Source organism: Pseudomonas sp. S5F11 (assembly GCF_019641515.1).
GTDB classification, from domain to species: domain Bacteria; phylum Pseudomonadota; class Gammaproteobacteria; order Pseudomonadales; family Pseudomonadaceae; genus Aquipseudomonas; species Aquipseudomonas rhodesiae.
Genome location: NZ_JAIFJZ010000001.1, coordinates 1,530,708 through 1,555,380, shown reverse-complemented (window position 1 = coordinate 1,555,380; position 24,673 = coordinate 1,530,708). Strand labels below are relative to the sequence as shown.

Here is a 24,673-nt window from a genome sequence, read left to right as displayed (position 1 = left end):
CGCAAGTTAGAAATTGGCTTCCAGGGAAACCGTCACGGTACGTTCCAGGCCTACGATGTACGCCGGGTCGCCGTCGCGAAAACCGCTGTAGCTGGCGGAGTTGGTCTTGGTGGTGTAGACGCCGTCCAGGTACTTCTTGTCGAACAGGTTGTCGACGTTCAGGCGCAGGGTCGCGTCCTTCACCACTTTCTTGTCCACCGGCAGGTAGATACCGGCACCGGCGTTGAATACGGTGCGGCCGGAGATGGCTTCGTCGTTGGTCAGGTCGCCGTAGAGCTTGCTGGTGTATTTGCCGCCGAAGGTGCCGTAGTAGTGGCCATCGTCATAACCGATGTTGGCCGCCAGCATGTTCTTCGGCACGTTGGCGAACTGCTTGCCGCTGGTGGGCAACAGGATGGCTTTGCCGGCGTTATAAACGGTGAGGTCGTCTTGCTGCTCGGCCTTGGTGTAGGTGTAGGAGGTGTAGTAGTTGAAGTGGTGGGGCAGCAGGCCGCTCCATTCCAGTTCCAGGCCACTGTTGTTGACGGAGCCGGCGTTGATATCGGCGAAGTCGCCGTTGATGTCCTTGGAGGAGACCTGGCGATCCTTGAACTGCATGTAGAACAGCGTGGCGGCCACGGTCATGTCGTCATCGGTGTAGCGCCAGCCCAGCTCGTGGTTCCAGCTGGTTTCCGGTTTGGCGTCGATGGAGCCGGCGCCCTTGTCGTACAGCACGTAGTTCTGCGGGATGCGCATGTTGCGCGAGAGGCTATAGAACAACTGGTCCCGCTCATCCAACTGGTATTTGAGGCCGGCGTTGGGCAGCAGTTTGTTGTAGGTCTGGTTACGTTTTTCGGCTTGCTCGGTGAGGCTGCCGTGGTTGGTGCCGTCACGCTTGACGTTCATGTAGGCAAGGCCGGCCACCAGGGTCCAGTCCGGGTTGATGTACCAGGTGTCCTGGGCCCAGACCTTCTGCGCCGGGGTCACGGTAAAGCGGTCGCGACCCTGTACGGTGTTGCCGTTGGCATCGACCACGGCATCGCCATCCGGCCAGGTGTCGCTGGGCTTGCCGCTGTTTTTCAGGGCAATGAACGGCTGGGTCTGGCTTTGGCGCGCGCGCTCATACCAGTAACCGAATTGCAGGCTGTGCTCTTCCAGGTCCCAGTTCAGCTTGGTGGTGATGCCGGGGCGCCAGGTCTGCGTGCGTGAAGGACGGTAGTAAACGCCGGTGGTGGACGAACCGTCGGCGTTGTACTGCGCGGCGGTCGGCAAATTGCTCAGGTCGAACACCCCACCGACGTTGGAGCCGCGGTTGAGTGCATAGCTGGACGAACCGACCCCGCTGCCGTTGCCCCAGTAGTAATACGGGATCACCGACAGGGCCAGGTTGTCGGCCAGTTTGAATTGGGTGTTGAGCACGCCGGTAAAAGTCTGGAACGGGTTCTGTGCCAGGGCGTAATAGCTGTTGACCTTGCCGTTGCTGCCCACCGATGGGGTGGCGGGGTAGGGGTCGAACTTGCGGCCGTTCTGTTGGAACTGGCTCTTGGTCAACTGGCTGTAACTGTTGTTGTCCTGCTCGTGGTACTTGAGGATCAGGTTGGCGGTGTTGCCATCGCCGGCGTCGAAAAAGCTGTTCCACTCGACTTTATCCGCGCGCACGGCGCCGGAACCACGCCACATGTCCCCTTCGGTATGCGAAGCCGACAGCCAGTTGCTCAGGCCGTTGATCTCTCCGGTATTTAGCCGCGCGAAGGTCTTGCGCGTGGCGTTGCTGCCCATGATCTGTTTGACGAATGCGCCGGTTTCTTTGGTTGGGCGAACGGTCACGATCCCGATGTTGCCGCCGCTGGAGCCGATGTGCGGGCCGTCGGCCTCCGCTGAGCCCTGGGTGACGAAGATCTGCTCGATGTTTTCCGGGTCGCCCAGCAGGTTGGAATACAGCGCGTAGTTGCCCGAGTCGTTGATCGGCATGCCATCCACCGACATCCCCACCTGGTCGGAGTTGAGGCCGCGCATGGTGAAGCGAAAGCCCGACAGCCCGGTGTTGTCTTCGCTGGAGATGTTCAGGCCCGGGGTGTATTTGAGCTTGTCCACGGCGTTGCCGGTGGCGGTCTGTTTATCCAGCGCTTCCTTGGTCACCGTGGAGCGGCCCTTGATGCTTTCTTCCTGCACCATGTAGCCGCCACCCGCCGTGGCCTTGCCTTGCACGCCAATGGTGCCGACATCGCTGTCGTTGGTGTCGGCCATGACCATGCCATGCCCCATGCTCGCGGCAACGAGTGCCAGATGAATCCGTGTGAACCTCATCAGTGTCGTCCTGGTGTCGGGTGCTTATTGCACGCTGTAGTTAAAGGTGGCGGTGAAGCGCTGCTCATTGCGGCCCCCGAAGGCTTGCTCGGGGAACGGCTTGACTTGCTTGATACGACGCAAGCTGTTGGTGGCGGCCCGGTTGAGCAACATGCTCGACGCCGGGGTCTGTAGGCCGGAATCCAGCACGCGGCCCTGGCGATCCACCAACAACCACACCACCACCTCGCCGCTCGGGCGTTCGAGGGATGCCTGGCGGCCGGTGGGATACTGCTTGTACGTGTCCAACTCGTTGCGCAGGCCCTTGAGATAGCCACCCTCCAGGGCTTGGCCGTCGACTTTCGGCGGCGCGGGCGGTGCCGGCGCAGGTGCCGCTGGGGCGGTTACGGCTGGTACCGGTTTGGCGGCGGCAACCGGGGGCGGAGTAGGCGCGGCTTTCGCCACTACCGGTTTGGGCAGCGGTTTGGGCTTGGGCTTGGGTTCGGGTTTTGGCAACGGTTTAGGCGGTGGAGGCGGCGGCGCCGGCTCGGCGTCGGCTTCCTCGATCACCGGTGGTGGCGGCTCAACCACCGGTTCCGGGATGACTGGCGGCTCTGGCTCCGGATCGACCAGGGCCAGCTCGACCGCCGACTCGTCATACACCGGCTCGACCTTCAATGTCTGGGACTGGATCCCCATGGCAATCAGCACCAGGGCGATCACGGCCGGGACACTGCCCAGCAGTTGGCGCACACGAAACAGAACGTACATGGTCAGGACTTACGCGTGGCAATGGACACGGAGGTGAAGCCACCCAGGCGCAGGGTGTCCATCACTTCCACCAGGCGCGAAACCTCCACGCCCTTATCGCTGTTGACGATGATCGTCGACTTGGTATCGGGCTTCTCTGCGGCTTTGAGCGCCGGTACCAGGGCGTCGACGGTGAGGTCCTTGCCGTCGAGTTGCAACTGGCCTTCCACGCCCAGGGTCAGGATGAATTTGTTCTGCGGCTTGAGCTGCTGCGAGCTGCTGGCGCTGGGCAGTTGCGTCTTCATGCCGAGGGCCGGAATCACGTTCAGGCTCACGAGTACGAAAAACACCAGAAGGAACATCATCACGTCGATCATCGGGATCAATTCGATGTGCGCCTTGCGTTTTTTCGGTTCGTCCCAGGTTCTCATTCCCTTACCCCGTTATTGAATTAGGGGCGACACGCTAACAAGCAAAAATGACCGATTGGTTAACTTTAATTGACGTTTTGAGGGCTCTAGGACGGGTCTTACAGAAGACTCTAGGGTCATTTTTCCGGCGTAACAGAATTGAAATCCAAGGCGCGCATTCTCAAAAAATTTACATTGAGGGCCCTTAGGAATGAGTTGCCAATTGCCGTATCTGTCGACCCCGCGCCTGCTGCTGCACGCACTGGAACCGCACCAGGCCGAGCGGTTATGCGCCCTGGCCAACGGGCCGAAGATCGCCGATAACACGGCCAGCATTCCGTCGCCCTACACGCTGCAAACCGCGCAGGATTTTATCGAGGGGATGCAGGAAAAGTTTCGCGCCACGGGGTTGCTGAGCCTGGGTATGCACCGGCGCGACGATGATGAATTGATCGGCGTCGTCAGTCTGCGCATCAACGCGGCACACGGGTATGGGCACTTGGGCGGCTGGGTGGCGGCGTCTGAGCGCAACCAAGGGTTTGCGGCTGAGGCCGCCACTGCCTTGATGGCCTATGGGTTTGAGGCGTTGGGGCTGCACCGCGTGGGCAGTCAGTGCTTCAGCCGTAATAAAGAATCGGCGCGGGTCATGGAAAAAATCGGTCTGCACTACGAGGGGTGTCTGCGCGGGGCGTTTCTTAAGAACGGTGTGCATGAGGACATGCTGGTGTTCGCCGCCCTGCGTTCTGAGTGGGAGCACCGCGTATGAACGGCCCGGTCGATCAGGGGCGACGTCGGGTGCTGGCCGGGCTGGCGGTGGCCACCACGTTTTCGATCCTCAGTCCGTTCGCCCGCAGTGCCGGGGTGGACTATCCGTTCACCCTCGGGGTGGCCTCGGGGGATCCGCTGCCGGATGGCTTTGTGATCTGGACGCGGCTGGCGCCGCGGTTCAATGCCGTAGACGGGCGCGGTGGCTTGAGCCGCGCGGTGCCGGTGCGTTGGCGGGTGGCCAGCGATGCGGCGATGACGCGCATCGTGCGCCAGGGGGAGGTCATGGCCAGCGAGCGCTGGGCGCATTCGGTGCATGTGGAGGTGGCAGGGCTGCAGGCGGGGCGGCCGTATTGGTATCAGTTTGAAGGGCTGGGCGCGCAGAGCCCGGTGGGGCAATCACGTACGGCGCCACCGTTGCAGGCAATGACATCGGCGCGTGTGGGATTTGTCTCGTGCTCCCATTGGGAGCGTGGCTATTTCAGTGCGTATCGCCACTTGGCCGCCGAGCAGCCGGACCTGGTGTTTTTCCTGGGCGACTATATCTACGACAGTTCCTACGCGCCGGAGTCAGGCAAGGTATTTCGCGCCCATGGCAGTGGCAACGCGGTGAGCCTCAGCGATTACCGCAACCGCTATGCACTGTATAAAACCGATCCGGATTTGCAGGCCCTGCACGCTGCCGCCCCCAGCGTGGCGACCTGGGACGACCACGAAGTGCAGAACGACTACGCCAACCGTTGGTCCCAGGACCCGAGAACCCCGATGGCGCCATTTCTCCAGCAGAGGGCGGCGGCTTATCAGGCGTATTACGAACATATGCCGCTGCGCGCCAGCAGCCAGCCCAAAGGCGCCGATATGCGCATTTACCGGCGCCTGGACTACGGACGACTCGCCCGTTTTCATGTACTCGATGGTCGGCAATACCGCTCCGAGCAACCCTGCGTGTTGGCCAATGGCAGTCATCAGGGGCATGTGGTGACTAACCCGTGCAGCGAGTTGCGCGATCCTGGTCGCACGATGCTGGGTTGGCAGCAAGAGGCTTGGCTGGATCAGGGCTTTGCCCACTCCAGGGCGCAGTGGAATGTGATCGCTCAAGACTTATTGGTGGCGCCGCTGGTGCAACGGGACCTGACCAACCACAAGCCGGGGCGCTGGACCGACGGTTGGGATGGCTACATGGCCAATCGTTCAAGGATGCTGGCGTCTATTCAGCGCAACCGGGTGAACAACCCGGTGTTCTGGGGCGGTGATATCCACTCGTTTTGGGCCAACGACCTACACGTCGATGGCAATGACCCGGATTCGCCGGTGATCGCCACCGAATTCGTCGGCACCTCGGTGACTTCCGATGGGCCGCCGTTCGAGGCGTTCAGCAAAATCCTGCCCATGAACCCCCATGTGAAGTTTTTCGACAGCCGCCAGCGCGGCTACGTTTCGGTGGAGATGCAGGAGCGGCAGATGCTTACGCACCTGCGTGTCATCAGTGACCCGCAGGACCCTGCGGCGACGGTGTCGACCCTCAAATCGTTCGCGGTGGAGCCGGGGAGAGCAGGGGCGGTCGCGATTTGAGGGCGTCAGGGGTGAACGCTCAACACACGCTTCAATCCAGGGTATAGCGCACCGACAGCGCGCCCTTTTTCTCGGACAGGGCCTGGATGGTAACTTGGCCCAATTCGCTTAATGTCTGCACATGCGTACCGCCGCAGGCGTAGGCGGGCAGTTCGCCGAAGCCGACTTCGCGAGTGCCGTTGTCCACGGCCATATGACGGGGATAGTCGGCGGCGATCCATTCGTTGAGCTGCTGTTGAATCGCCTCGGCCTGCATGGCTTGCGCCGCGTCGCCTCGGATAAACGTCACTTTGGCTTCGCCCGGCCAGTGGTGGGCTTTGATCGGCATCCAGCCGAGGGTTTCGCCGACGTTGCCGATCAAGTGACCGGCCGAATGCAGGCGCGTGTGCAGGGCGCGGCGCTGTTCATCGACCCTTGCGGTGATCGGACCGGGTTCTACAGGGCAGTCGACATAATGCACCACGCGGTCGGCCTCCTGGGTGACACGCAGCACCTGGCTTTCGCCCAGCCAGCCGGTGTCGAACGGCTGCCCGCCGCCTTGAGGGTGGAAGAGGGTCGATTGCAGGATCACCGCGAAGTGATCGTCGTGGGGCGTGCAACTCAGCACTTCAAGCTCGGCGGTCAGGTGGTCGTGGGTAAAAAACAGGCGTTCGGTCATCATCTGCATCCGCATCAGGGTTCTACGGGCAGTATAAATACTGCTCGAATGGGTGATAATCCGTTCAATTATCAATGGACCTGTGCGTCATGAGCATTAATCTTCCGTTGCCCCTGCTGGGGGAAATGGCGATGTTCGTCAAAGTGGTGGAGGCCGGCAGCTTTTCCGAAGCGGCGCGCCAACTGAGCGTTTCGCCTTCGGCGGTGAGTCGCAGTATTTCGCGTCTTGAGCGGGCGCTGGCGACCCGCTTGCTGCAACGCACCACGCGCAAACTGCGCCTTAGCGAGGGCGGTGAAGAGGTGTTCAAGCGCTGCCAGGAAATGGTCAACGCGGCGCGTTCGGTGATGGAGATCAGTGGCCAGTTCACCCATGAAGCCGAGGGGCTGGTGCGGGTCAGCGTGCCCAAGGCGGTGGGGCGGTTTGTCGTACATCCGCACATGCCGGAATTCCTGCGACGCTATCCCCAGGTGGATGTGCAGCTGATCCTTGAGGATCGCCATGTGGACCTGATCGACGACAACGTCGACCTGAGTATTCGCATCACCGACAGCCCGCCGCCGGGGCTGGTGGGCCGGCAGTTGTTGCCGATCGAACATTTGCTCTGTGCGACACCGCAGTACCTGGCCGAGCACGGTACGCCGGGCCATCCCCATGATCTGGCGGCGCACAGCTGCATTTATCTTGGCGAGACACCGGCGGATTCACGCTGGAAGTTTCGCCAGGGCCCCAAGGCCGTGACCGTTGCGGTACGCGGGCGCTATGCGGCGAACCATACCGGCGTGCGTCTGGATGCGGTGTTGCAGCATGTGGGTATTGGCAGCCTGCCGTATTTCACGGCGCGCCATGCCTTGGAGGAGGGGCGCTTGGTGCAGGTGTTGCCGGCGTGGGATTTTATTGCGTCGTACCACGGCGAGGCGTGGCTGCTGCATTCGCCGACACGCTATTTGCCGCCGAAGCTACGGGTATTTATCGATTACCTGGTGGCGTGCATGGCCAAGGAGCCGACGCTGAGAAAACGTTAGGAGCGAGCAGGCTCGCTCCTGGCAGATCAGTGTTTGCTCTGGTCGTCCGGCATGGCTAGCAGCTGCTTTTCTTGGTTCCAGTCGAACGGTTCGTCGTTCTGTTCGGCTTCGTAGCGACGTTCTTCCAGGGCCTGGTACAGGTCCAGTTCTTCATCGGGCATGAAGTGCAGGCAGTCGCCGCCAAAGAACCACAGCAGGTCGCGCGGTACGAGGTGGGCAATTTGCGGGTACCGCAGGATGACCTGACTCATCAGGTCTTGGCCCAGGTACTGGCTTTCGATTGGGTCGATGGGCAACAGGGCGCGCAGTTCGTCGAAGCGCTCCAGGAACAGGGCGTGACTTTCCTCGGGCACCTGTTCGGCTTCGCCGACGGCTACCAGGATGCTGCGCAGGTGGTCGAGCAAGACGAGATGATCGGCAACGACGTTGGACACGAGATAAGTCCTCAAAGCAAAAACGGGCGCGAGAGTATATAGCTCACGCGCCCGTAATTATATGACCGCTCGTATCAGCGGACTTTGCCCTCAGCCTGGGCCAGTTCTTCCTTGCTGAAATCATCCACGTCGATCACCTTGCGGCGTGCCGCTTCGGCGTCGCGCAGTGTCTGCGCTTCAGCCGCCTGCAACACGCCGGCGGTGAGTGCCGCGTCGATGGCGTGCTCGCCGGCAGCCGGTTTGAGCTGGCCGCTTTTGAGCGCGGTGTGCAGTTTCTTTTGCAGCGGGTGGCTGGCGTTCAGCAGATCGTAGGCATGTTGCAGGGCGCCCACCGGATCTTCCGCCGATTGCGGGCGATAGCAGCCGGCCAGCAATTCTTCCAGGGTCGGGTCGCCTTTCGCACGACCGATCACTGCGGCCACTTCGGCATCCAGCGCATCCGACGGACCAGTATGGCGACGCCCAAACGGGAATACGATTACCCGCATCAGGCAGCCAAGCACCTTGTTCGGGAAGTTGCTCAGCAGTTCATCCAATGCACGCTCCGACTCACCGAGGCTTTCCTCCATGGCCCAGACGAACAAGGGTTCCAAGTGATCCGGCGAATCCAGGTCGTGGTAGCGCTTGAGTGCCGCCGATGCCAGGTACATGTGGCTCAGTACATCCCCCAGACGCGCCGAGAGGCGTTCGCGACGTTTCAATTCGCCGCCCAGCAACATCATGCTCAGGTCGGCGAGCAGCGCAAACGCCGCTGCCTGGCGGTTCAATGCACGGAAGTAGCCCTGGCTCAGGCGGTTGCCCGGCGCTTTCTCAAAGTGGCCGATGCCCAGGTTCAGCACCAGCGTGCTGGCAGCGTTACTGACAGCGAAGCCGATGTGCTGCATCAGCAGGCTGTCGAATTCCTTGAGTGCCTGGTCCTTATCTTCACGCCCGGCCAGCGCCATTTCCTTGAGCACGAAGGGATGGCAACGGATGGCACCCTGGCCAAAGATCATCAGGTTGCGCGACAGGATGTTCGCGCCTTCCACGGTGATGAAGATCGGCGCGCCTTGCCAACTGCGGCCCAGGTAGTTGTTCGGGCCCATGATGATGCCCTTGCCGCCATGCACGTCCATGGCGTGGCCGATACATTCGCGGCCCCGCTCGGTGAGGTGGTACTTGAGAATCGCCGACAGCACCGAAGGTTTTTCGCCCTGGTCGACGGCATTGGCGGTGAGCATCCGCGCGCTGTCCATCAGCCAGGCGTTACCGCCGATACGGGCCAGGGCTTCCTGGATGCCTTCGAAGGCCGATAGCGGCACGTTGAACTGTTCACGTACCTGGGCGTACTGGCCGGTCACCAGGCTGGTGAACTTCGCGGCGCCGGTGCCCACCGCCGGCAGGGAAATCGAACGGCCTACCGACAGGCAGTTCATCAGCATCATCCAGCCCTTGCCGAGCATTTCCTGGCCGCCGATCAGGTAGCTCAGGGGGATAAAGACGTCCTTGCCGGAGTTGGGGCCATTCATAAAGGCCGCGCCCAAAGGCAGATGGCGACGGCCGATTTCAACACCGGGGGTGTCGGTGGGAATCAAGGCCAGGCTGATGCCCAGGTCTTCTTCCTCGCCCAACAGGTGGTCGGGGTCGTAGGCCTTGAACGCCAGCCCCAGCAGGGTCGCGACCGGGCCAAGGGTGATGTAGCGTTTTTCCCAGTTCAAACGCAGACCGATGGTTTCCTGGCCTTGCCATTCACCTTTGCAGATCACGCCGGTATCGGGCATGGCGCCGGCGTCGGAACCGGCCAGCGGACCTGTCAGGGCGAAGCAGGGGATATCGTCGCCACGCGCCAGGCGCGGCAGGTAGTGGTTGCGTTGTTCGTCGGTGCCGTAATGCAGCAGCAATTCGGCCGGGCCGAGGGAGTTGGGCACCATTACGGTGGAAGCCAGGTCACCGCTGCGGGTTGCGAGCTTCATCGCAACCTGTGAGTGGGCGTAGGCCGAAAAGCCCTTGCCACCGTATTCCTTGGGAATGATCAGGGCGAAGAAACCGTGGGTCTTGATGTGCTCCCAGGCGGCTGGAGGCAGGTCCATGGCCTGGCCGATTTCCCAGTCGCTGACCATCGCACAGAGTTCTTCGGTGGGGCCGTCGATGAAGGCTTGTTCTTCTTCAGTCAACTGCACCTTGGGGTAGGCGAGCAATTTGTCCCAGTCGGGACGCCCGCTGAACAGTTCGCCGTCCCACCACACCGTACCGGCGTCAATGGCGTCGCGCTCGGTTTCGGACATCGGCGGCAGGACTTTCTGGAACCAGCTGAACAGCGGCCTGGTGAAATATTGGCGACGCAGGTCCGGCAGCAGCAGCGGCGCCGCGACGACGGCCAGCAGCACCCAAAGGATCACCAACAACCAGCCCGGTGCGTGGCTCCAGGCGCCAATCGCCAACAGGTAAACGGCGACCACTCCCAGGGCGGGCAGGGGCGCGGTGCGGCGGTGTGCCAGGTAGGCAATGCCGACCACCAGAACCAGTATCCACAACAACAGCATATTCAATCCTCCGTGAAACCAAGGGCGAAACCACCAAGGAGCTTAGTCGGCATCCGGGAAAACGCGGTGGTCAGGGTGTAACCAGTTGTGCTGACAGCCCCCTGCAGCGGGCGCCGACATTTGGCCGAATCGTCGTTATCCGTGGGGTGAGCCTGTGGTTAAACTCCAGGCTTGCCTCGGAGATGAAACATCATGAATGCGTACTTGAGTCCCAGCCGCTTCATCGATAGTGACCACCCTGCGGTGGTGGAGTTCGCGGTAAAACATCGCGGAACCAGCGCGGATTTAAGTGACCAGGCGGTCAGTCTTTACTATGCCGTGCGTGAGGCGATTCGCTATAACCCCTACACCTTCAGTCGCGATCCGCGCACCCTCAGTGCCAGTTTCGCCCTGGCCAGCCGTGAGAGTTACTGCGTGCCCAAGGCCACTTTGCTCGCCGCCTGCGCCCGGTATTGCGGCATCCCCGCACGCATCGGCCTGGCGGACGTGCGCAACCACCTGTCGACCCCACGCCTGATCGCATTGCTCAAGAGTGATGTGTTCGCCATGCATGGGTACACCGAACTGTATCTGCACGGTCGCTGGGTCAAGGCCACGCCGGCGTTCAATGCCCAGCTGTGCGAACTTTTCGATGTGCCGCCCTTGGCGTTCGACGGTATCAACGATAGCGTTTTCCACCCCTTCAATCGCCAAGGCCAGCGCTCGATGGAATACGTGGTGGACCATGGGCAATTTACCGATGTGCCGGAGGCTTTTTTCTTTTCCCACCTGCAGAAATGTTACCCGCACCTGTTTGACGATGGGCTGCCTCCCTTGCTCGGCGACTTGCAGGCGGATTTAAGCCGCTCGTGAACCGGCGTATGCTGCTGCGTCCACCCATCCACTAAGGCGCGGTCATGCTGAAAATCTGGGGTCGTAAAAATTCATCGAATGTCAGGAAGGCACTGTGGTGCGCCGAGGAACTCGGCCTGGACTATGAAGCCATCGATGCGGGCGGCGCTTTTGGGGTGGTCGACACGCCGCAGTACCGTGCATTGAACCCCAATGGTCGGGTGCCGATGATCGAAGACGGCGACTTCGTGTTGTGGGAATCCAATACCATCGTGCGCTACCTGTGCGCCAAGCACGGGGCGAGCTGGTATCCGACCGACCTCAAGGCCCGCGCCAACGCGGAAAAGTGGATGGACTGGACCACCTCGACCCTCGCCGAGCCATTCAAAGCAGTGTTCTGGGGCATCGTGCGCACCCCAGCGGAGCAACGGAACTGGGATGCCATCAATGCCGGGCGCAACGCCTGCATTGACGCGCTCGGTATGGTGGACAAGGCGCTGGCCGAACAACCCTACCTGTCCGGCGACGCCATCGGCATGGGCGATATTCCCCTGGGCAGCTTTATCTACGCGTGGTTTGAAATGCCCATCGAACGGCCGGCCATGCCGCATCTGGAGGCGTGGTACCAGCGTTTGCAGCAACGCCCGGCCTACCGAAAAGCCGTCATGACCGCGTTGACTTAATACCTACTATTAATACGGGTGACTGTACTTGTGCGGCGCGGCCAAGCACCATGCCTGTCCTGCGCTGTCGTTGAACTAAGGGCGGTGCGCCCTCATCTACTCTTTCTATTCCCTTCTCTGGTGCGTAATCCGATATGAGTTCCGCTCTGTCCATCCGGCAGCTAACCAAAACCTACGGCAACGGTTTCCAGGCCCTGAGTGGTATCGATCTGGACGTTGCTGAGGGTGACTTCTTCGCCTTGCTCGGCCCCAACGGTGCCGGCAAATCCACCACCATCGGCATCTTGTCGACCCTGGTCAACAAAACCAGCGGCACGGTGAATATTTTCGGTAATGACCTGGACCAGTCCCCGGCGGCGCTCAAGCGTTGCATCGGTGTGGTGCCCCAGGAATTCAACTTCAACCAGTTCGAAAAGACTTTCGACATCGTCGTGACCCAGGCGGGCTACTACGGCATCCCGGCGAAAATCGCCAAGGAGCGCGCCGAGCAGTACCTCACCCAATTGGGCCTGTGGGACAAGCGCGACGTGCCTTCGCGTTCGCTGTCCGGCGGCATGAAGCGGCGTTTGATGATCGCCCGCGCCTTGGTGCATGAGCCGCGCCTGCTGATCCTCGATGAGCCCACCGCCGGCGTGGACATTGAGCTGCGGCGTTCGATGTGGACCTTTCTCACCGAGCTGAACGAGAAGGGCATCACCATCATCCTCACCACCCACTACCTGGAAGAGGCTGAGCAGCTTTGCCGCAATATCGGCATCATCGACCACGGCACCATCGTCGAGAACACCAGCATGCGTAACCTGCTGAGCCAGTTGCATGTGGAAACGTTCCTGCTGGACTTGAAGAACAATCTGACCGTCGCACCGCAACTGCTCGGCTACCCCTGCCGCCTGGTGGATAGCCATACCCTGGAAGTCCAGGTGGACAAAGCCATGGGCATCACCGCGCTGTTCACGCAATTGGCGACCCAGAACATCGAAGTGCTGAGCCTGCGTAATAAAACCAATCGCCTTGAGGAGTTGTTCGTGTCCCTGGTGGAGAAAAATCTGGCGAAGGTGGCGGTATGAGTTCCGAACTGCAACCCAACCTCGTCGCCCTGCAGACCATCGTCTATCGCGAAGTGAAGCGCTTTACCCGGATCTGGCCGCAGACGTTGCTGCCGCCTGCAATCACCATGGTCTTGTACTTTGTAATCTTCGGGAACCTGATCGGTCGGCAGATCGGCGACATGGGTGGCTTCACCTACATGGAGTACATCGTGCCGGGCCTGATCATGATGTCGGTGATCACCAACTCTTACGGCAACGTGGTCTCCAGCTTCTTTGGCAGCAAGTTTCAGCGCTCCATCGAGGAACTGATGGTGTCGCCGGTGTCGCCCCACACCATCCTTATCGGTTACACCCTGGGCGGTGTGTTGCGCGGTTTGATGGTGGGCGTGATCGTGACGCTGTTGTCGCTGTTCTTTACCCATCTGCAGGTGCATCACCTGGGGGTGACGATTCTGGTGGTGGTGCTAACGGCGACGATTTTCTCGCTGCTGGGCTTTATCAACGCGGTGTTTGCGCGCAATTTCGATGACATCTCGATCATCCCGACTTTCGTGCTGACACCGCTGACGTACCTGGGCGGGGTGTTCTACTCCATCAGCCTGCTGCCGCCGTTCTGGCAGACCGTATCGTTGGCCAACCCTGTCCTGCACATGGTCAATGCCTTCCGTTACGGCATCCTCGGCGTATCGGATATCAAGATCAGCGTGGCGATCACTTTTATGATCGTGGCCACTGTGGTGCTTTACATCGGGTGTGCACGGTTGCTGGTCAGTGGGCGCGGGATGCGCACCTAAGCTGCTCCGAACGCAGTGAAAATGTGGGAGGGCCAAGCGCTCTCCCACCTATGGTTTTGCATCAGGTCTTCAGTGCCAGCTCGATCAGCTCGTGCAGTTCTTCAACTGCCAACGGCGCGCTCGAGAACAGAATACGAAACACTGTCGGCGCCGCCAGCAGGTTGATCAAGCGGTCCACGCTTGGCGCTGTTTCGCCGGGGTAGCGATCGACAATTGTCTGCAACTGCCCGCTCAGAATGCTAACGCAGTAGCCTGGCGTTGGGCTGCATTGCACGTCGCGCATCATCATGCGCCCCGGTTCCGAACTCATCTCATCCAGGTACTGCTCGGCCCAAGCTCGCAGGTCGCCGCGCAGGCTGCCGGTATCGGCCGGCTCGCTGTCCGGGCGCATGCGTGCCACGGCCACATCGGCGAGCAGGGCGGAGAGGTCCCCCCAGCGTCGGTAGATGGTCGACGGCGTCACCCCGGCGCGCGCGGCAATCATCGGCACAGTCACGCTGGATCGCTCGTGGGCTTCCAATAGTTCACGCACGGCACAATGTACCGATGCTTGTACCCGGGCACTGCGGCCTCCCGGGCGAAGGCCTTCTTTAATCACCATGGACGCGACCTTAACACAAAGAATTTGCTTTAAGCGTCGGCGAGTCGCACACTGCGCAAAAGCAAAATATTAGCTTTAGCGGAGCGTGCCCATGTCCAGTCTCACTTCCCATCGCCCCAGCCTGGTGTTCCTGGCGATCACCTTGCTGACGTTTCTCGCCGCCTCCAGCGCGCCGACGCCGTTGTATCACCTGTATCAGCAGCACTTGGACTTTTCCGCAGGCATGCTCACGCTGATCTTTGGTGTGTACGCCCTGAGCTTGTTAGCGGCGCTGCTGACCGTGGGCTCGCTGTCGGATTACCTGGGGCGCAAGCCGGTGATCTTCGCCGCACTGATCCTTGAGATGCTGGCGATGCTGCTGTTTATCAATGAAAGCAGTGTGGCCTGGCTGATCGTCGCGCGCACATTACAGGGCTTCGCCACTGGTATGGCCACCGCAGTGCTGGGCGCAGCGCTGCTGGATACCGATCACGAACAGGGCCCACTGATCAACAGCCTTGCGCCGTTGCTGGGCATGGCCTGCGGAGCGATGGGCTGCAGCCTGCTGGTGGAGTTCGCGCCATTTCCGACCCAGTTGATTTACTGGGTGCTGTTCGGCGCGATGCTGCTACAAGCCTTGCTTGTGTTGCGCCTGCCGGAAACCGTCAGTCCCATCGCCGGGGCGTTGGCGTCGTTGTGGCCTACGTTGCATGTGCCTGCCCAGGCGCGCCGCGCATTGTGGATTGCATTGCCGGTGGATATCGCGGTTTGGGCCATGGGCGGTTTCTATTTATCCCTGGCGCCTTCTCTGGTGCGGGCGGCGACCGGGTCGACATCGAACCTGATCGGCGGTGGATTGGTGGCGGTGCTGACCGTCAGCGGGGCGCTGATGATTTACGGCCTGCGCCACCGTGCGGCTGACAAAGTCCTGCGTCTGGGCGCCATGCTGTTGGCGCTGGGCGTGGCGCTGATCCTCGGCGCCGTACACACAGCCAGCCTGCCGCTGTTCTTCGTCGCCACCCTGATCGCCGGCAGCGGGTTCGGCGCCGGGTTTCTGGGCGCTGTGCGCAGCGTCGTGCCATTGGCTCAGCCCCACGAGCGCGCAGGCTTGATGTCGGCGTTTTACGTCCTGAGCTACTTGGCGTTCTGCATACCCTCGTTGTTGGCGGGCACCCTGACGCGCACGTTCGGCCTGATCGCCACCACCGACGGCTATGGCGCCTCGTTGATCGTGTTGGCCCTCAGTGCCTTGATGGCGTTGCTGCTCCAGGACTGCACCAGGAGCCGCGCGACATCCAGTCGGTGATCCGGTCATAATCCGCGACTTCAACAGCCGAAGGGTTCGACGATGAAGATTATCCGCAGCAAAGACTTCACCGGCAGCCGTGCCTGGGAGGCGCTGGATATCGCCACTATGAACGGCATTACCACCCGTTTGCACTGGACCGATCAACCATACCGCTGGCACATCAACGACGGCGAAGAAGTATTTGTCGTGCTCGACGGTCGGGTGCTGATGCACTACCGCGATAACGGCTTTGAACAGGTAGCTGAGTTGGCGGTGGGGGACATCTTTTATGCCAGCGTCGGTACCGAGCATGTCGCCCATCCCCAAGGTCCGGCACGCATCCTGGTGATCGAAAGTGAAGGCAGTGTCTGATGCTTATCGGTTAAATAGATAACAGTTAGAGAAATTACCCGTTATATAGATATGTGAACAGGTTCTATCATGAAATCAACCTCATAAGAGGAAGAGGACTGACACGATGACCTGCTCCACAACGCTTAGATATAAACCTTTCAGTCACCTGACCCGGCCTCGGGAAGTGATTCGCCAGTTCACACCCAATTGGTTCGCCGCGACCATGGGCACCGGCGTGCTCGCGCTGGCCTTGGCCCAATTGCCGGTGGCGCTGCCGGGCCTGCATGTTTTGGCCGAAGCGCTGTGGCTGTTCACCATCGTCTTGTTCATGCTGTTCAGTGGGCTGTATGCCGCGCGTTGGGTGATGTTCTTCCATGAAGCGCGACGGATCTTCGGGCACTCCACGGTTTCGATGTTCTTCGGCACCATCCCCATGGGCCTGGCCACGATTCTCAACGGCTTGCTGCTGTTCGGTCTGCCGCGCGGGGGCAGTGCCGTGGTGCCGTTGGCCGAGGTGCTGTGGTGGCTGGATGTGGCTATGGCCTTGGCCTGCGGCGTGCTGATCCCGTTCATGATGTTCACGCGCCAGGAGCACAGCATCGACCAGATGACCGCCGTGTGGCTGTTGCCCGTGGTCGCCGCCGAGGTCGCTGCTGCCAGTGGTGGGCTGTTGGCGCCGCACCTGGCCGATGCCCATTCGCAACTGGTGATGTTGGTGACCAGCTACGTGCTGTGGGCGTTTTCCCTGCCGGTGGCATTCAGCATCCTGACCATTCTGATGCTGCGCATGGCCTTGCACAAACTGCCCCACGCCAACATGGCCGCATCCAGCTGGCTGGCCTTAGGTCCCATCGGCACCGGCGCCCTCGGCATGTTGCTGCTGGGGGGCGATGCACCGGCGATCTTCGCCGCCAACGGCTTGCCAGGCATCGGTGACATCGCCAACGGCCTCGGCATGGTGGCCGGTATTACGCTGTGGGGCTTCGGTTTGTGGTGGATGCTGATCGCCGTGTTGATCACGCTGCGTTACCTGCGCGCCGAAATCCCCTTCAACCTGGGCTGGTGGGGCTTTACCTTCCCTCTGGGGGTGTACGCATTGACCACTCTGAAACTGGCGAACGTGTTGCACTTGGCGTTCTTCAATGTAGTGGGCAGCGTGCTGGTGGCGGCGTTGGCATGGATGTGGTTGATCGTGACCAAGCGCACCGTGGTGGGGGCCTATAAAGGTGAGCTTTTTGTTTCACCGTGTATTGCAGGATTAGGGAATAAGTAACCAGGATTAGGTAAAGTCGTGGCCTGATAATCGATAAGCCTTCAGGCCACGCAGGAACACGGACGACGATGAGCCATCCTTCCCAATTCACCTTGCTGCGCACTCGGCGATTTTTGCCGTTTTTCATCACCCAGTTGTTGGGTGCGTTCAACGACAACATCTTCAAGCAATCGCTGATCCTGGCGATCCTCTACAAACTCGCAATCGACGGCGATCGCGCCATTTGGGTCAACCTGTGCGCGCTGCTGTTTATTCTGCCGTTCTTCCTGTTCTCGGCGCTGGCCGGGCAGTTCGGCGAAAAATTCAATAAGGACGCGCTGATTCGGGTGATCAAGATCGCCGAGATCGTGATCATGGCCGTGGGCGCCACCGGTTTTTTGTTCAACCACCTGGAATTGATGCTGCTGGCGCTGTTCGCCATGGGCACGCACTCGGCGCTGTTCGGCCCGGTGAAGTATTCGATCATGCCCCAGGCATTGCGCGACGACGAGTTGGTCGGCGGTAACGGCCTGGTGGAAATGGGCACCTTCCTGGCGATCCTGGCGGGCACTATCGGCGCTGGGATCATGATGTCGTCCACCCATTACGCCAAGGTGGTGTCGGTGGCGATTGTCGGCGTGGCGGTGCTGGGTTACCTGGCCAGCCGCAGCATCCCGCGCGCGGCGGCCTCCACGCCGCAATTGCGCCTGAACTGGAATATCTTCAGCCAATCGTGGGCCACCTTGCGCATGGGCCTGGGGCAAACGCCGGCGGTGTCGCGCTCGATTGTAGGCAACTCGTGGTTCTGGTTTGTCGGCGCGATCTACCTGACGCAAATCCCGGCCTATGCCAAGGAGTGGCTGTACGGCGACGAAACCGTGGTGACGCTGATTCTTACCGTGTTTTCGGTGGGCATCGCCCTGGGTTCGATGCTGTGCGAAAAGCTCTCCGGCCGTAAGGTGGAAATTGGTCTGGTGCCGTTCGGATCATTCGGCCTGACGGTGTTCGGCCTGTTGCTGTGGTGGCATTCCGGCGGCTTCCCGCAGAACGTCCAGGCCAACGATTGGCTGGCGGTGCTCAGCTACGGGCAGGCCTGGTGGGTACTGGCGGATATTCTCGGCCTGGGTGTGTTCGGCGGTTTCTATATCGTGCCGCTGTATGCGTTGATCCAGTCGCGCACGGTTGAACATGAGCGCGCACGGGTGATCGCCGCCAACAACATCCTCAATGCGCTGTTCATGGTGGTGTCGGCGCTGGTGTCGATTCTGCTGTTGAGCGTGGCCAAGCTGTCGATTCCGCAGCTGTTCCTGGTGGTGTCGCTGCTCAATATCGCGGTCAATACCTACATCTTCCGAATCGTCCCCGAGTTCACCATGCGCTTCATGATCTGGCTGCTCAGCCATTCCATGTACCGCGTGGAGCACCGCAACCTGCAGGCCATCCCGGACGAAGGCGCGGCGTTACTGGTGTGCAATCATGTGTCGTTTGTCGATGCGCTGCTGATCGGTGGCGCGGTGCGTCGGCCGATTCGTTTTGTCATGTACTACAAGATCTACCGTTTGCCGGTGCTCAACTTTATCTTCCGCACCGCCGGGGCGATTCCGATTGCCGGGCGCAACGAAGATATCCAGATCTATGAGCAAGCCTTCAAGCGGATTGCCGAGTACCTGAAAGAAGGGGAGTTGGTGTGTATCTTTCCGGAGGGCAAGCTGACCGCCGATGGTGATATGAATGAGTTTCGCGGTGGTGTGACGCGCATTCTGGAAGAGACGGCGGTGCCGGTGATTCCCATGGCGTTGCAGGGGTTATGGGGCAGTTTCTTCAGTCGCGATCCGAATAAAGGCTTCTTCCATCGCATCTGGTCGCGGGTGGTGCTGGTGGCCGGCGAGCCGGTTGCGGTGGAGGCCGCTACACCTGCGCAGTTGCAGGAAGTGGTAGCGGGACTGCGCGGCACGGTCCGTTAGATTTGTACGGCTAATCAGCGCTTACCGCGGTCGGGTTTGCCCACGGTAAGCGCTGGCGACCTAGGTGCTGAGCTTGAGACCAATCAACCCGAAGATGATCAATGCCACGCTGGCCAGCCGGAACAACGCCATGGATTCGCCAAACAGGATAATCCCGGCGATGACCGTCCCGACGGCACCCACGCCCGTCCATACGGCATAGGCAGTACCCAGCGGCAGCTCTTTTACGGCCAGCCCCAGCAGGCCAAGGCTCACGGCCATGGCGGCAAGCGTCAGGACGGTGGGCAGCGGCTTACTGAAACCATCGGTGTACTTCAAGCCGACGGCCCAGCCCACTTCGAACAACCCGGCAAAAAAAAGAATGATCCAAGACATGGGTAACCCCTTCTGTGGATGGGGTCGTCCCCGGAATTGGCGCTTGGAAGCGTCGCGGGGTCGTCCCCGCGAAGGGCGTTAGAGTGCCGAACATCGATCACGCGATCAAGTTGGCGGGGTGCTCTCCAGTGGGAGACGGTCTTGCGCTTCGCTCATCCGGCGGAAGTAAGTCGACAGCAATGCCCCGGAAATATTGTGCCAGACGCTGAACAGCGCGCTCGGCACCGCCGCCAATGGCGAGAAGTGCGCGCTGGCCAGCGCGGCGCCCAGCCCGGAGTTTTGCATGCCCACCTCCAGCGCCAGGGATTTGCGTTGTGCCAAGGGCAGTTTGAACAGGCGACCGGTGAAGTAACCCAGCAAGTAGCCGAAGCTGTTATGCAGCATCACCACTGCCATGATCAACAGGCCCGACTCGGCAATCTTGGCCTGGCTCGCCGCAACCACCGCCGCGACGATCGTCACGATGCTGATCACCGACACCAGCGGCAGTACCTCCACCGCATGGCGCACGCGCTCACCAAGCACGCGTTGCGCCACCACGCCGAGCACGATCGGCAGCAGCACCACTTGCAGGATCGACCAGAACAGCTCCATGAACGACACCGGCAACCAGGCTGACGCCAGTAACCAGATCAGCGCCGGCGTCAGCAGCGGGGCGAGGAGGGTGGTGACGCCGGCGATGGCCACCGACAACGCCAGATCGCCACGGGCCAGCCAGGTCATGACGTTGGACGAGGTACCGCTTGGGCAGCAGCCCACCAGGATCACACCGACGGCAATCTCCGGCGGCAGATGAAACACCTGGCACAACAACCAGGCCACGCCGGGCATGATCACAAAGTGCGCCACCACGCCCAGCGCCACGCGCCATGGGTGCCGGGCGACTTCAGCGAAGTCATCCAGCTTCAGGGTCAGCCCCATACCGAACATCACCAGCCCCAGTAACGGCACGATGGCGCTTTTCAGGCCAATGAACCAGGACGGTTCGAAGAACGCCACAACGGCGAAAATCAACACCCAATAGGCGAAGGTGTTGCCGACGAAGCGGCTCAGGCTGGCGAGGGCGCGCATGGGAATGTCCTTTTTCGTTGGTCTTTTTTTGAGGGGTTGATACGGTCAAAATGTGGCAGGGGGCTTGCCCGTGATCGCACTGTGTCAGCCAATGAATAAGTTGACCGACACAGCGCAATCCCGAACACGCGCCTCTAACGCCTCCCGATCCTCACACGGCTTAGATGCCCTGCGGGGTCTCTTCTCCGCCCAGCGCTTCGATCAGCGCCGGCAGGAAGTCGCCGAAGGTCAGCATCATCAGGGTAAAGCTGGCATCCAGCTGGCCCAGGGCTTCGTCGCCGCCGTCCTGTTCCGCCTGGTCCTGCAGCAGGTCTTCGAACTTCAGGCGCTTGACGGTCATTTTGTCGTCGAGCATGAAGGACAGTTTGTCTTGCCAGGCCAGGGCCAACTGAGTCACGACTTTGCCGGTGGTCAGGTGCAGCTGGATTTCTTCGCTGGTCAGGTCCTGACGCTTGCAACGTACGATGCCGCCGTCTTCGTGAGTGTCGCGCAGCTCGCACTCGTCGAGGACGAAGAAGTCATCGGCCGGTTTCTGGGTGGTGACCCAGTCGGTCATGATGGCGGTCGGTGCGGTTTTCACCGTCAGCGGACGTACCGGCAGGGTGCCGATCACTTCACGCAGGGTGGAGAGCAGGTCTTCGGCGCGCTTGGGGCTGGCCGAGTTCACCAGGATCAGACCCTGTTTCGGCGCGATGGCGGCAAAGGTCGACGAGCGACGAATAAATGCGCGGGGCAGGAAGGCCTGGATGATCTCATCCTTGATCTGGTCGCGTTCTTTCTTATAGACCTTGCGCATCTGCTCGGCCTCGATCTCTTCGACTTTCTCCTTGAGCGCATCGCGCACCACGCTGCCCGGCAGAATGCGTTCTTCCTTGCGCGCGGCGATCAGCAGGAAGTCACCGCTGACGTGCACCAGGGGCGCATCTTCACCTTTGCCGAACGGGGCGACAAAACCGTAAGTGGTCAACTCCTGGCTTGCACATGGGCGCGCCAGTTTGGTGGCCATGGCCGCTTCCAACGCCTCGGCATCAACAGGCAGATCTTGGGTCAGGCGATAGATAAGCAGGTTCTTGAACCACATGGGGTGAGTCTCTCCTTTATACAAAGGGGGGCATTATTCTCTTCATATCGCGCCAGGCCAACCCTGCCTAAGCCATTGGAAGCTATCAAAAAAAAGATTTAAGAAAGTGCTTGCCAGACTTGGGGACGCTCCGTAGAATGCGCGCCACACCGAAACGAAGGGTGATTAGCTCAGCTGGGAGAGCATCTGCCTTACAAGCAGAGGGTCGGCGGTTCGATCCCGTCATCACCCACCATTCGCTTCAAGTGTTACGCGCAGCGGTAGTTCAGTCGGTTAGAATACCGGCCTGTCACGCCGGGGGTCGCGGGTTCGAGTCCCGTCCGCTGCGCCATATTCGGTAACCTGGAACACTGAACGCCAGGTCACCACAGAAAGCCCGCTCATTGAGCGGGCTTTTTGCTGTCTGGACTTTGCATAAACTGAAAAACGCCGCCGATCAGGTTTGATCAGCGGCGTTTTTTATTGGGGCTCTAGAAATCCCAGCGCGTGGTCACCATAAAGTTGCGCGGCTCGCCGTAAGCGGCGGAGTTATAGAAGCCGATATTGGTGTAGTAGTGCTTGTCGAACAGGTTGTTGACGTTCAGTGTGGCCGACAGATTCTTAGTGACCTGGTACTTGGTCATCACATCCACCAGCCAATAAGCGTCCTGGGAGAACTCTTCGTATTGCTTATGCGGGTTGTTGTAGATGTCCTGCCAGCCAACGCTCTGCCAGCGTACGCCACCGCCGACGGTCAACTTGTCCAATTGGCCCTTGAGTTGGTAGGTGGTGTACAGCTTGACCTGATCTTCAGGCTCGAAGGTGGAGATTTTTTCGTCCTTGTCGTCGCGCACTATCTTGTGGGTGTAGCCGGCCTGAAGTTGCCAGCCAGGAGCAATCTCGCCGGACATCTCCAACTCATAACCTTTGGTAACGGCCTTGCTGCTTTTGTAGGCGTAGTTGTTTGGGATTGGCGTTTGGTTGTTGTACTCGTCATCCGAAAGCGCGCGATTGGATTCATGGATTTCAAAGTAGGCTGCACTGGCGTTCACGCGACCGTCGAGGAAGTCGGCTTTCAGACCCAGCTCCCAGTTCTGGCCTTCGTCGGGCTCAAGCAGCTTGTTGTCGCGGTCGCGGTTGTAATTCTCCTGCGGCATGAAGATATCGGTGTAGCTGGCGTACACCGAGTAAGTGTCGTTAAGGTCGTACACGGCACCGACGTAAGGCACGAAACGTCCAGACTCACGGTAATTGGGGTTGTAGCCTGTGACCTGGTAGTTGACCACGCGTCCGCCCAGCAGCAGCTTGAGGTCGTCGGCAAGGTTCAGGCGCGTGGTGACATAAGCGCCTGTCTGGCGCACGGTGTCATCGGTCAGCGATTGTGCCTGACCCCAATCCGGTATGGCGGCGTGGCCGTGCCAGTTATTGAAATCGACGATATTCGGCGAGAGATTCCAGTAGCCTTTACCTTTCCATTCGGAGGCGCTGATGGAGCCGCCCAGCACCAGTTCATGTTCTCGACCTCCCAGGCTGAACGGGCCGCTCACGTATAGGTCGGCGGAATCGCTGACAGTTTCCCCGGTGTACTTGCCCGACGTGAGTTGTGCGGTGCCATCCGGTTGAGGCTGGTCGCCTTGGATCGAACCCATCAACGCGTGGTAGCCGTTGATCTTGTGATCCAATTGCAGCTTGGTCACCCATCCATCACCCAGATCGTGCTCAAGCACGGCAAATACGGTGCGTGTGTATTGCTCCCAACTGCTCCAATCGGCGGCGTTGTTGAACGAGCGCTTGACGCTATTGCGATCGCCTTTGGCGTTGATCAGCGGAAAACTGCCCGACCATGAAGAACCCTTTGGCAGCGTGTCCTGATAGTCGCCGCCTACGGTCAGCAGGGTGTCGGGTGACAGATCGAACTCCATGATGCCGTAGTACGTGGGACTCTGGCGCGAGTAGTGATCCATGAACGAATGCTTGTCCTGGTACGCCGCCACGGCTCTGCCGCGCACGTTGCCACTTTCGGTCAGCGGACCGCTGACATCCAGCTCGCTGCGGTAGTTGTCCCAGGAACCGGCGCCGAGGGTGGCGTGTCCTTGAAAGTCTGCGGTAGGTTTCTTACGCACCAGGTTGATTGTCGCCCCCAGCGAGCCTGCGCCAGTTAGCAGGCCGGTGGCACCCTTGAGCACTTCGACGCGGTCGTAGATCGCCATGTCGCTCAGGGTGTTGCCCGCTGAGTAAGCGACATTGCGCGCCGTGGACGGAATGCCGTCGTACTGGAAGTTGTTGATGGAAAAACCCCGGGCATAGTAGTTGGTACGCTCGGTGTCGAAGGCTGACACAGTGATGCCGGGTGTATGGCGCATCACATCGTCGACGTTGTTCAGGCCGAAATCATCCATGTGCTGGCGGGTGACTACCGAGACCGATTGCGGCGTTTCCTTGGGCGTCAGCACCAGCCGTGTCGAGGTCGCGATTGTGCCGGGCGTGTAGGATCCGGTGCCCTCGGTGACGTTACCGAGCTGGTTACCGCTGACTTGGGTCGGGCTCAGCTCCATGGTGTCGCCGCCGCTGACGGGCGCGGGTTCCAGCGCATAGACCTGATCGCCTTTTACCGCACGGTAGCCGCTGCCTTGCAGCAAACTATCGAAACCGTCCTGGATGCCGTAGGAGCCTTTCAGACCTTGCCCTTGAAGGCCTTCCAGTTCGTGGGACTGGAACACGATGGCGACGCCCGCCTGCTGGGCAAACCGATTGAGCGAGCTGCCTAGCGGCCCGGCTGGAATGTCGTACGTCCGAGTGGTGATGCTGGCGACGTCTGCATGGGCCAGACTCATATTTAATGTGATGGTGGTGATCAGCGCCAGCGACAGTGGCGCGCTTTTCAGGAGTCGAAAACGTCTGCCCGCGGGGGAGGGGGTAGGCATGGTGAAGGTAGTCCTTTATGTGCTGAATTACCTTCCTTGACGGGCAGCTT

At 60.5% G+C, this 24,673-nt stretch carries 22 protein-coding genes and 2 tRNA genes; 13 read left to right on the top strand and 11 right to left on the bottom strand.

All coding sequences use genetic code 11. The features are described from left to right. Positions 1–6: 6 nt before the first annotated feature. Genes K1567_RS06735 through K1567_RS06725 form a run of 3 tightly spaced genes read right to left on the bottom strand, consistent with a single transcriptional unit; the run spans position 7 to position 3,446 of the window. The gene (locus tag K1567_RS06735) at positions 7–2,286 is read right to left on the bottom strand and encodes a TonB-dependent receptor (protein ID WP_034096701.1); all 2,280 of its coding nucleotides are present in this window, start codon (positions 2,284–2,286) and stop codon (positions 7–9) included. Between the two features lie 24 nt (positions 2,287–2,310). Next, entirely contained in the window at positions 2,311–3,036 is a 726-nt protein-coding gene (locus K1567_RS06730; protein ID WP_034112736.1) for an energy transducer TonB, read from the bottom strand. 2 nt (positions 3,037–3,038) lie between these two features. Continuing rightward, a complete protein-coding gene (locus K1567_RS06725) occupies positions 3,039–3,446 on the bottom strand; it encodes a biopolymer transporter ExbD (RefSeq protein ID WP_034096703.1) in 408 nt (135 codons plus the stop codon). Between the two features lie 190 nt (positions 3,447–3,636). Between K1567_RS06725 and K1567_RS06720 the strand changes: the two genes are divergently transcribed. Together K1567_RS06720 and K1567_RS06715 are read left to right on the top strand one after the other, a co-directional pair. Beyond that, positions 3,637–4,191, top strand: a complete 555-nt coding sequence (locus K1567_RS06720; protein WP_034096704.1) for a GNAT family N-acetyltransferase — start codon at positions 3,637–3,639, stop codon at positions 4,189–4,191. Next, entirely contained in the window at positions 4,188–5,762 is a 1,575-nt protein-coding gene (locus K1567_RS06715) for an alkaline phosphatase (RefSeq protein WP_034137622.1), read from the top strand. The genes K1567_RS06720 and K1567_RS06715 overlap by 4 nt, the downstream gene beginning before the upstream one ends. A gap of 31 nt (positions 5,763–5,793) precedes the next feature. On the opposite strand, the gene K1567_RS06710 is transcribed toward K1567_RS06715, so the two are convergent. Continuing rightward, positions 5,794–6,420, bottom strand: a complete 627-nt coding sequence (locus K1567_RS06710; protein WP_034096796.1) for a serine-tRNA(Ala) deacylase AlaX — start codon at positions 6,418–6,420, stop codon at positions 5,794–5,796. An 89-nt stretch (positions 6,421–6,509) separates the two neighbouring features. Here K1567_RS06710 and K1567_RS06705 point away from each other — a divergent pair, with 89 nt between their 5' ends. Continuing rightward, complete coding sequence (locus tag K1567_RS06705) at positions 6,510–7,442, top strand: LysR family transcriptional regulator (protein WP_220698276.1); 933 nt, start codon at positions 6,510–6,512, stop codon at positions 7,440–7,442. Positions 7,443–7,468: 26 nt separating this feature from the next. On the opposite strand, the gene K1567_RS06700 is transcribed toward K1567_RS06705, so the two are convergent. Further along, the gene (locus tag K1567_RS06700) at positions 7,469–7,876 is read right to left on the bottom strand and encodes a PA2817 family protein (protein ID WP_034096707.1); all 408 of its coding nucleotides are present in this window, start codon (positions 7,874–7,876) and stop codon (positions 7,469–7,471) included. Between the two features lie 74 nt (positions 7,877–7,950). Beyond that, positions 7,951–10,398, bottom strand: a complete 2,448-nt coding sequence (locus tag K1567_RS06695; RefSeq protein WP_220698275.1) for an acyl-CoA dehydrogenase — start codon at positions 10,396–10,398, stop codon at positions 7,951–7,953. A gap of 192 nt (positions 10,399–10,590) precedes the next feature. Here K1567_RS06695 and K1567_RS06690 point away from each other — a divergent pair, with 192 nt between their 5' ends. From K1567_RS06690 to K1567_RS06675, 4 genes are all read left to right on the top strand, one after another. Continuing rightward, positions 10,591–11,250, top strand: a complete 660-nt coding sequence (locus tag K1567_RS06690; RefSeq protein ID WP_169868313.1) for a transglutaminase family protein — start codon at positions 10,591–10,593, stop codon at positions 11,248–11,250. 44 nt (positions 11,251–11,294) lie between these two features. Beyond that, positions 11,295–11,912 carry a glutathione S-transferase family protein gene (locus tag K1567_RS06685; protein ID WP_034096710.1) on the top strand — a complete coding sequence of 206 codons (618 nt, stop codon included), beginning with the start codon at positions 11,295–11,297 and terminating at the stop codon, positions 11,910–11,912. Positions 11,913–12,046: 134 nt separating this feature from the next. Further along, a complete protein-coding gene (locus tag K1567_RS06680; RefSeq protein ID WP_034137625.1) occupies positions 12,047–12,979 on the top strand; it encodes an ABC transporter ATP-binding protein in 933 nt (310 codons plus the stop codon). Then, positions 12,976–13,755 (top strand): ABC transporter permease, encoded by a 780-nt coding sequence (locus tag K1567_RS06675; RefSeq protein WP_034096712.1) that lies wholly within the window; start codon positions 12,976–12,978, stop codon positions 13,753–13,755. Before K1567_RS06680 ends, K1567_RS06675 begins: the two co-directional genes overlap by 4 nt. Positions 13,756–13,816: 61 nt before the next feature. On the opposite strand, the gene K1567_RS06670 is transcribed toward K1567_RS06675, so the two are convergent. Continuing rightward, positions 13,817–14,356, bottom strand: coding sequence for a TetR/AcrR family transcriptional regulator (locus tag K1567_RS06670; RefSeq protein ID WP_034137626.1), 540 nt, complete (start codon positions 14,354–14,356; stop codon positions 13,817–13,819). A 91-nt stretch (positions 14,357–14,447) separates the two neighbouring features. Here K1567_RS06670 and K1567_RS06665 point away from each other — a divergent pair, with 91 nt between their 5' ends. The 4 genes from K1567_RS06665 (at position 14,448) to K1567_RS06650 (ending at position 19,193) form a co-directional block, all read left to right on the top strand. After that, positions 14,448–15,641: an MFS transporter gene (locus K1567_RS06665; RefSeq protein ID WP_213549196.1), complete on the top strand. Its 1,194-nt coding sequence runs from the start codon at positions 14,448–14,450 to the stop codon at positions 15,639–15,641. 42 nt (positions 15,642–15,683) lie between these two features. After that, positions 15,684–15,995 (top strand): cupin domain-containing protein, encoded by a 312-nt coding sequence (locus tag K1567_RS06660; protein ID WP_034112745.1) that lies wholly within the window; start codon positions 15,684–15,686, stop codon positions 15,993–15,995. 106 nt (positions 15,996–16,101) lie between these two features. Then, positions 16,102–17,250, top strand: coding sequence for a TDT family transporter (locus K1567_RS06655; RefSeq protein ID WP_034137628.1), 1,149 nt, complete (start codon positions 16,102–16,104; stop codon positions 17,248–17,250). Positions 17,251–17,318: 68 nt separating this feature from the next. After that, positions 17,319–19,193 carry an MFS transporter gene (locus K1567_RS06650; RefSeq protein ID WP_034137629.1) on the top strand — a complete coding sequence of 625 codons (1,875 nt, stop codon included), beginning with the start codon at positions 17,319–17,321 and terminating at the stop codon, positions 19,191–19,193. A 60-nt stretch (positions 19,194–19,253) separates the two neighbouring features. Here the strand turns inward: K1567_RS06650 and sugE are convergent, their stop codons facing one another. The 3 genes from sugE to rdgC form a co-directional block, all read right to left on the bottom strand. Then, positions 19,254–19,568: a quaternary ammonium compound efflux SMR transporter SugE gene (sugE, locus tag K1567_RS06645; RefSeq protein WP_034096718.1), complete on the bottom strand. Its 315-nt coding sequence runs from the start codon at positions 19,566–19,568 to the stop codon at positions 19,254–19,256. A gap of 105 nt (positions 19,569–19,673) precedes the next feature. After that, on the bottom strand, positions 19,674–20,639 hold the full coding sequence (locus tag K1567_RS06640) for a bile acid:sodium symporter family protein (RefSeq protein ID WP_034137630.1): 966 nt from the start codon (positions 20,637–20,639) through the stop codon (positions 19,674–19,676). A 160-nt stretch (positions 20,640–20,799) separates the two neighbouring features. After that, positions 20,800–21,720, bottom strand: coding sequence for a recombination-associated protein RdgC (rdgC, locus tag K1567_RS06635; RefSeq protein WP_047882847.1), 921 nt, complete (start codon positions 21,718–21,720; stop codon positions 20,800–20,802). A gap of 159 nt (positions 21,721–21,879) precedes the next feature. Between rdgC and K1567_RS06630 the strand changes: the two genes are divergently transcribed. Next, positions 21,880–21,955: transfer RNA gene (locus K1567_RS06630), tRNA-Val, on the top strand. Between the two features lie 19 nt (positions 21,956–21,974). Beyond that, positions 21,975–22,051: transfer RNA gene (locus K1567_RS06625), tRNA-Asp, on the top strand. 139 nt (positions 22,052–22,190) lie between these two features. Here K1567_RS06625 and K1567_RS06620 read toward each other — a convergent pair. Continuing rightward, the gene (locus K1567_RS06620; RefSeq protein ID WP_034096721.1) at positions 22,191–24,623 is read right to left on the bottom strand and encodes a TonB-dependent siderophore receptor; all 2,433 of its coding nucleotides are present in this window, start codon (positions 24,621–24,623) and stop codon (positions 22,191–22,193) included. Positions 24,624–24,673: the final 50 nt, after the last annotated feature.

Excerpts from the sequence above, each read along its gene's own strand:
- K1567_RS06735 (WP_034096701.1), bottom strand. The coding sequence starts at position 2,286 with ATGAGGTTCACACGGATTCATCTGGCACTCGTTGCCGCGAGCATGGGG.
- K1567_RS06730 (WP_034112736.1), bottom strand. The coding sequence starts at position 3,036 with ATGTACGTTCTGTTTCGTGTGCGCCAACTGCTGGGCAGTGTCCCGGCC.
- K1567_RS06725 (WP_034096703.1), bottom strand. The coding sequence starts at position 3,446 with ATGAGAACCTGGGACGAACCGAAAAAACGCAAGGCGCACATCGAATTG.
- K1567_RS06720 (WP_034096704.1), top strand. The coding sequence starts at position 3,637 with ATGAGTTGCCAATTGCCGTATCTGTCGACCCCGCGCCTGCTGCTGCAC.
- K1567_RS06715 (WP_034137622.1), top strand. The coding sequence starts at position 4,188 with ATGAACGGCCCGGTCGATCAGGGGCGACGTCGGGTGCTGGCCGGGCTG.
- K1567_RS06710 (WP_034096796.1), bottom strand. The coding sequence starts at position 6,420 with ATGACCGAACGCCTGTTTTTTACCCACGACCACCTGACCGCCGAGCTT.
- K1567_RS06705 (WP_220698276.1), top strand. The coding sequence starts at position 6,510 with ATGAGCATTAATCTTCCGTTGCCCCTGCTGGGGGAAATGGCGATGTTC.
- K1567_RS06695 (WP_220698275.1), bottom strand. The coding sequence starts at position 10,398 with ATGCTGTTGTTGTGGATACTGGTTCTGGTGGTCGGCATTGCCTACCTG.
- K1567_RS06690 (WP_169868313.1), top strand. The coding sequence starts at position 10,591 with ATGAATGCGTACTTGAGTCCCAGCCGCTTCATCGATAGTGACCACCCT.
- K1567_RS06685 (WP_034096710.1), top strand. The coding sequence starts at position 11,295 with ATGCTGAAAATCTGGGGTCGTAAAAATTCATCGAATGTCAGGAAGGCA.
- K1567_RS06680 (WP_034137625.1), top strand. The coding sequence starts at position 12,047 with ATGAGTTCCGCTCTGTCCATCCGGCAGCTAACCAAAACCTACGGCAAC.
- K1567_RS06675 (WP_034096712.1), top strand. The coding sequence starts at position 12,976 with ATGAGTTCCGAACTGCAACCCAACCTCGTCGCCCTGCAGACCATCGTC.
- K1567_RS06670 (WP_034137626.1), bottom strand. The coding sequence starts at position 14,356 with ATGGTGATTAAAGAAGGCCTTCGCCCGGGAGGCCGCAGTGCCCGGGTA.
- K1567_RS06665 (WP_213549196.1), top strand. The coding sequence starts at position 14,448 with ATGTCCAGTCTCACTTCCCATCGCCCCAGCCTGGTGTTCCTGGCGATC.
- K1567_RS06660 (WP_034112745.1), top strand. The coding sequence starts at position 15,684 with ATGAAGATTATCCGCAGCAAAGACTTCACCGGCAGCCGTGCCTGGGAG.
- K1567_RS06655 (WP_034137628.1), top strand. The coding sequence starts at position 16,102 with ATGACCTGCTCCACAACGCTTAGATATAAACCTTTCAGTCACCTGACC.
- K1567_RS06650 (WP_034137629.1), top strand. The coding sequence starts at position 17,319 with ATGAGCCATCCTTCCCAATTCACCTTGCTGCGCACTCGGCGATTTTTG.
- sugE (WP_034096718.1), bottom strand. The coding sequence starts at position 19,568 with ATGTCTTGGATCATTCTTTTTTTTGCCGGGTTGTTCGAAGTGGGCTGG.
- K1567_RS06640 (WP_034137630.1), bottom strand. The coding sequence starts at position 20,639 with ATGCGCGCCCTCGCCAGCCTGAGCCGCTTCGTCGGCAACACCTTCGCC.
- rdgC (WP_047882847.1), bottom strand. The coding sequence starts at position 21,720 with ATGTGGTTCAAGAACCTGCTTATCTATCGCCTGACCCAAGATCTGCCT.
- K1567_RS06620 (WP_034096721.1), bottom strand. The coding sequence starts at position 24,623 with ATGCCTACCCCCTCCCCCGCGGGCAGACGTTTTCGACTCCTGAAAAGC.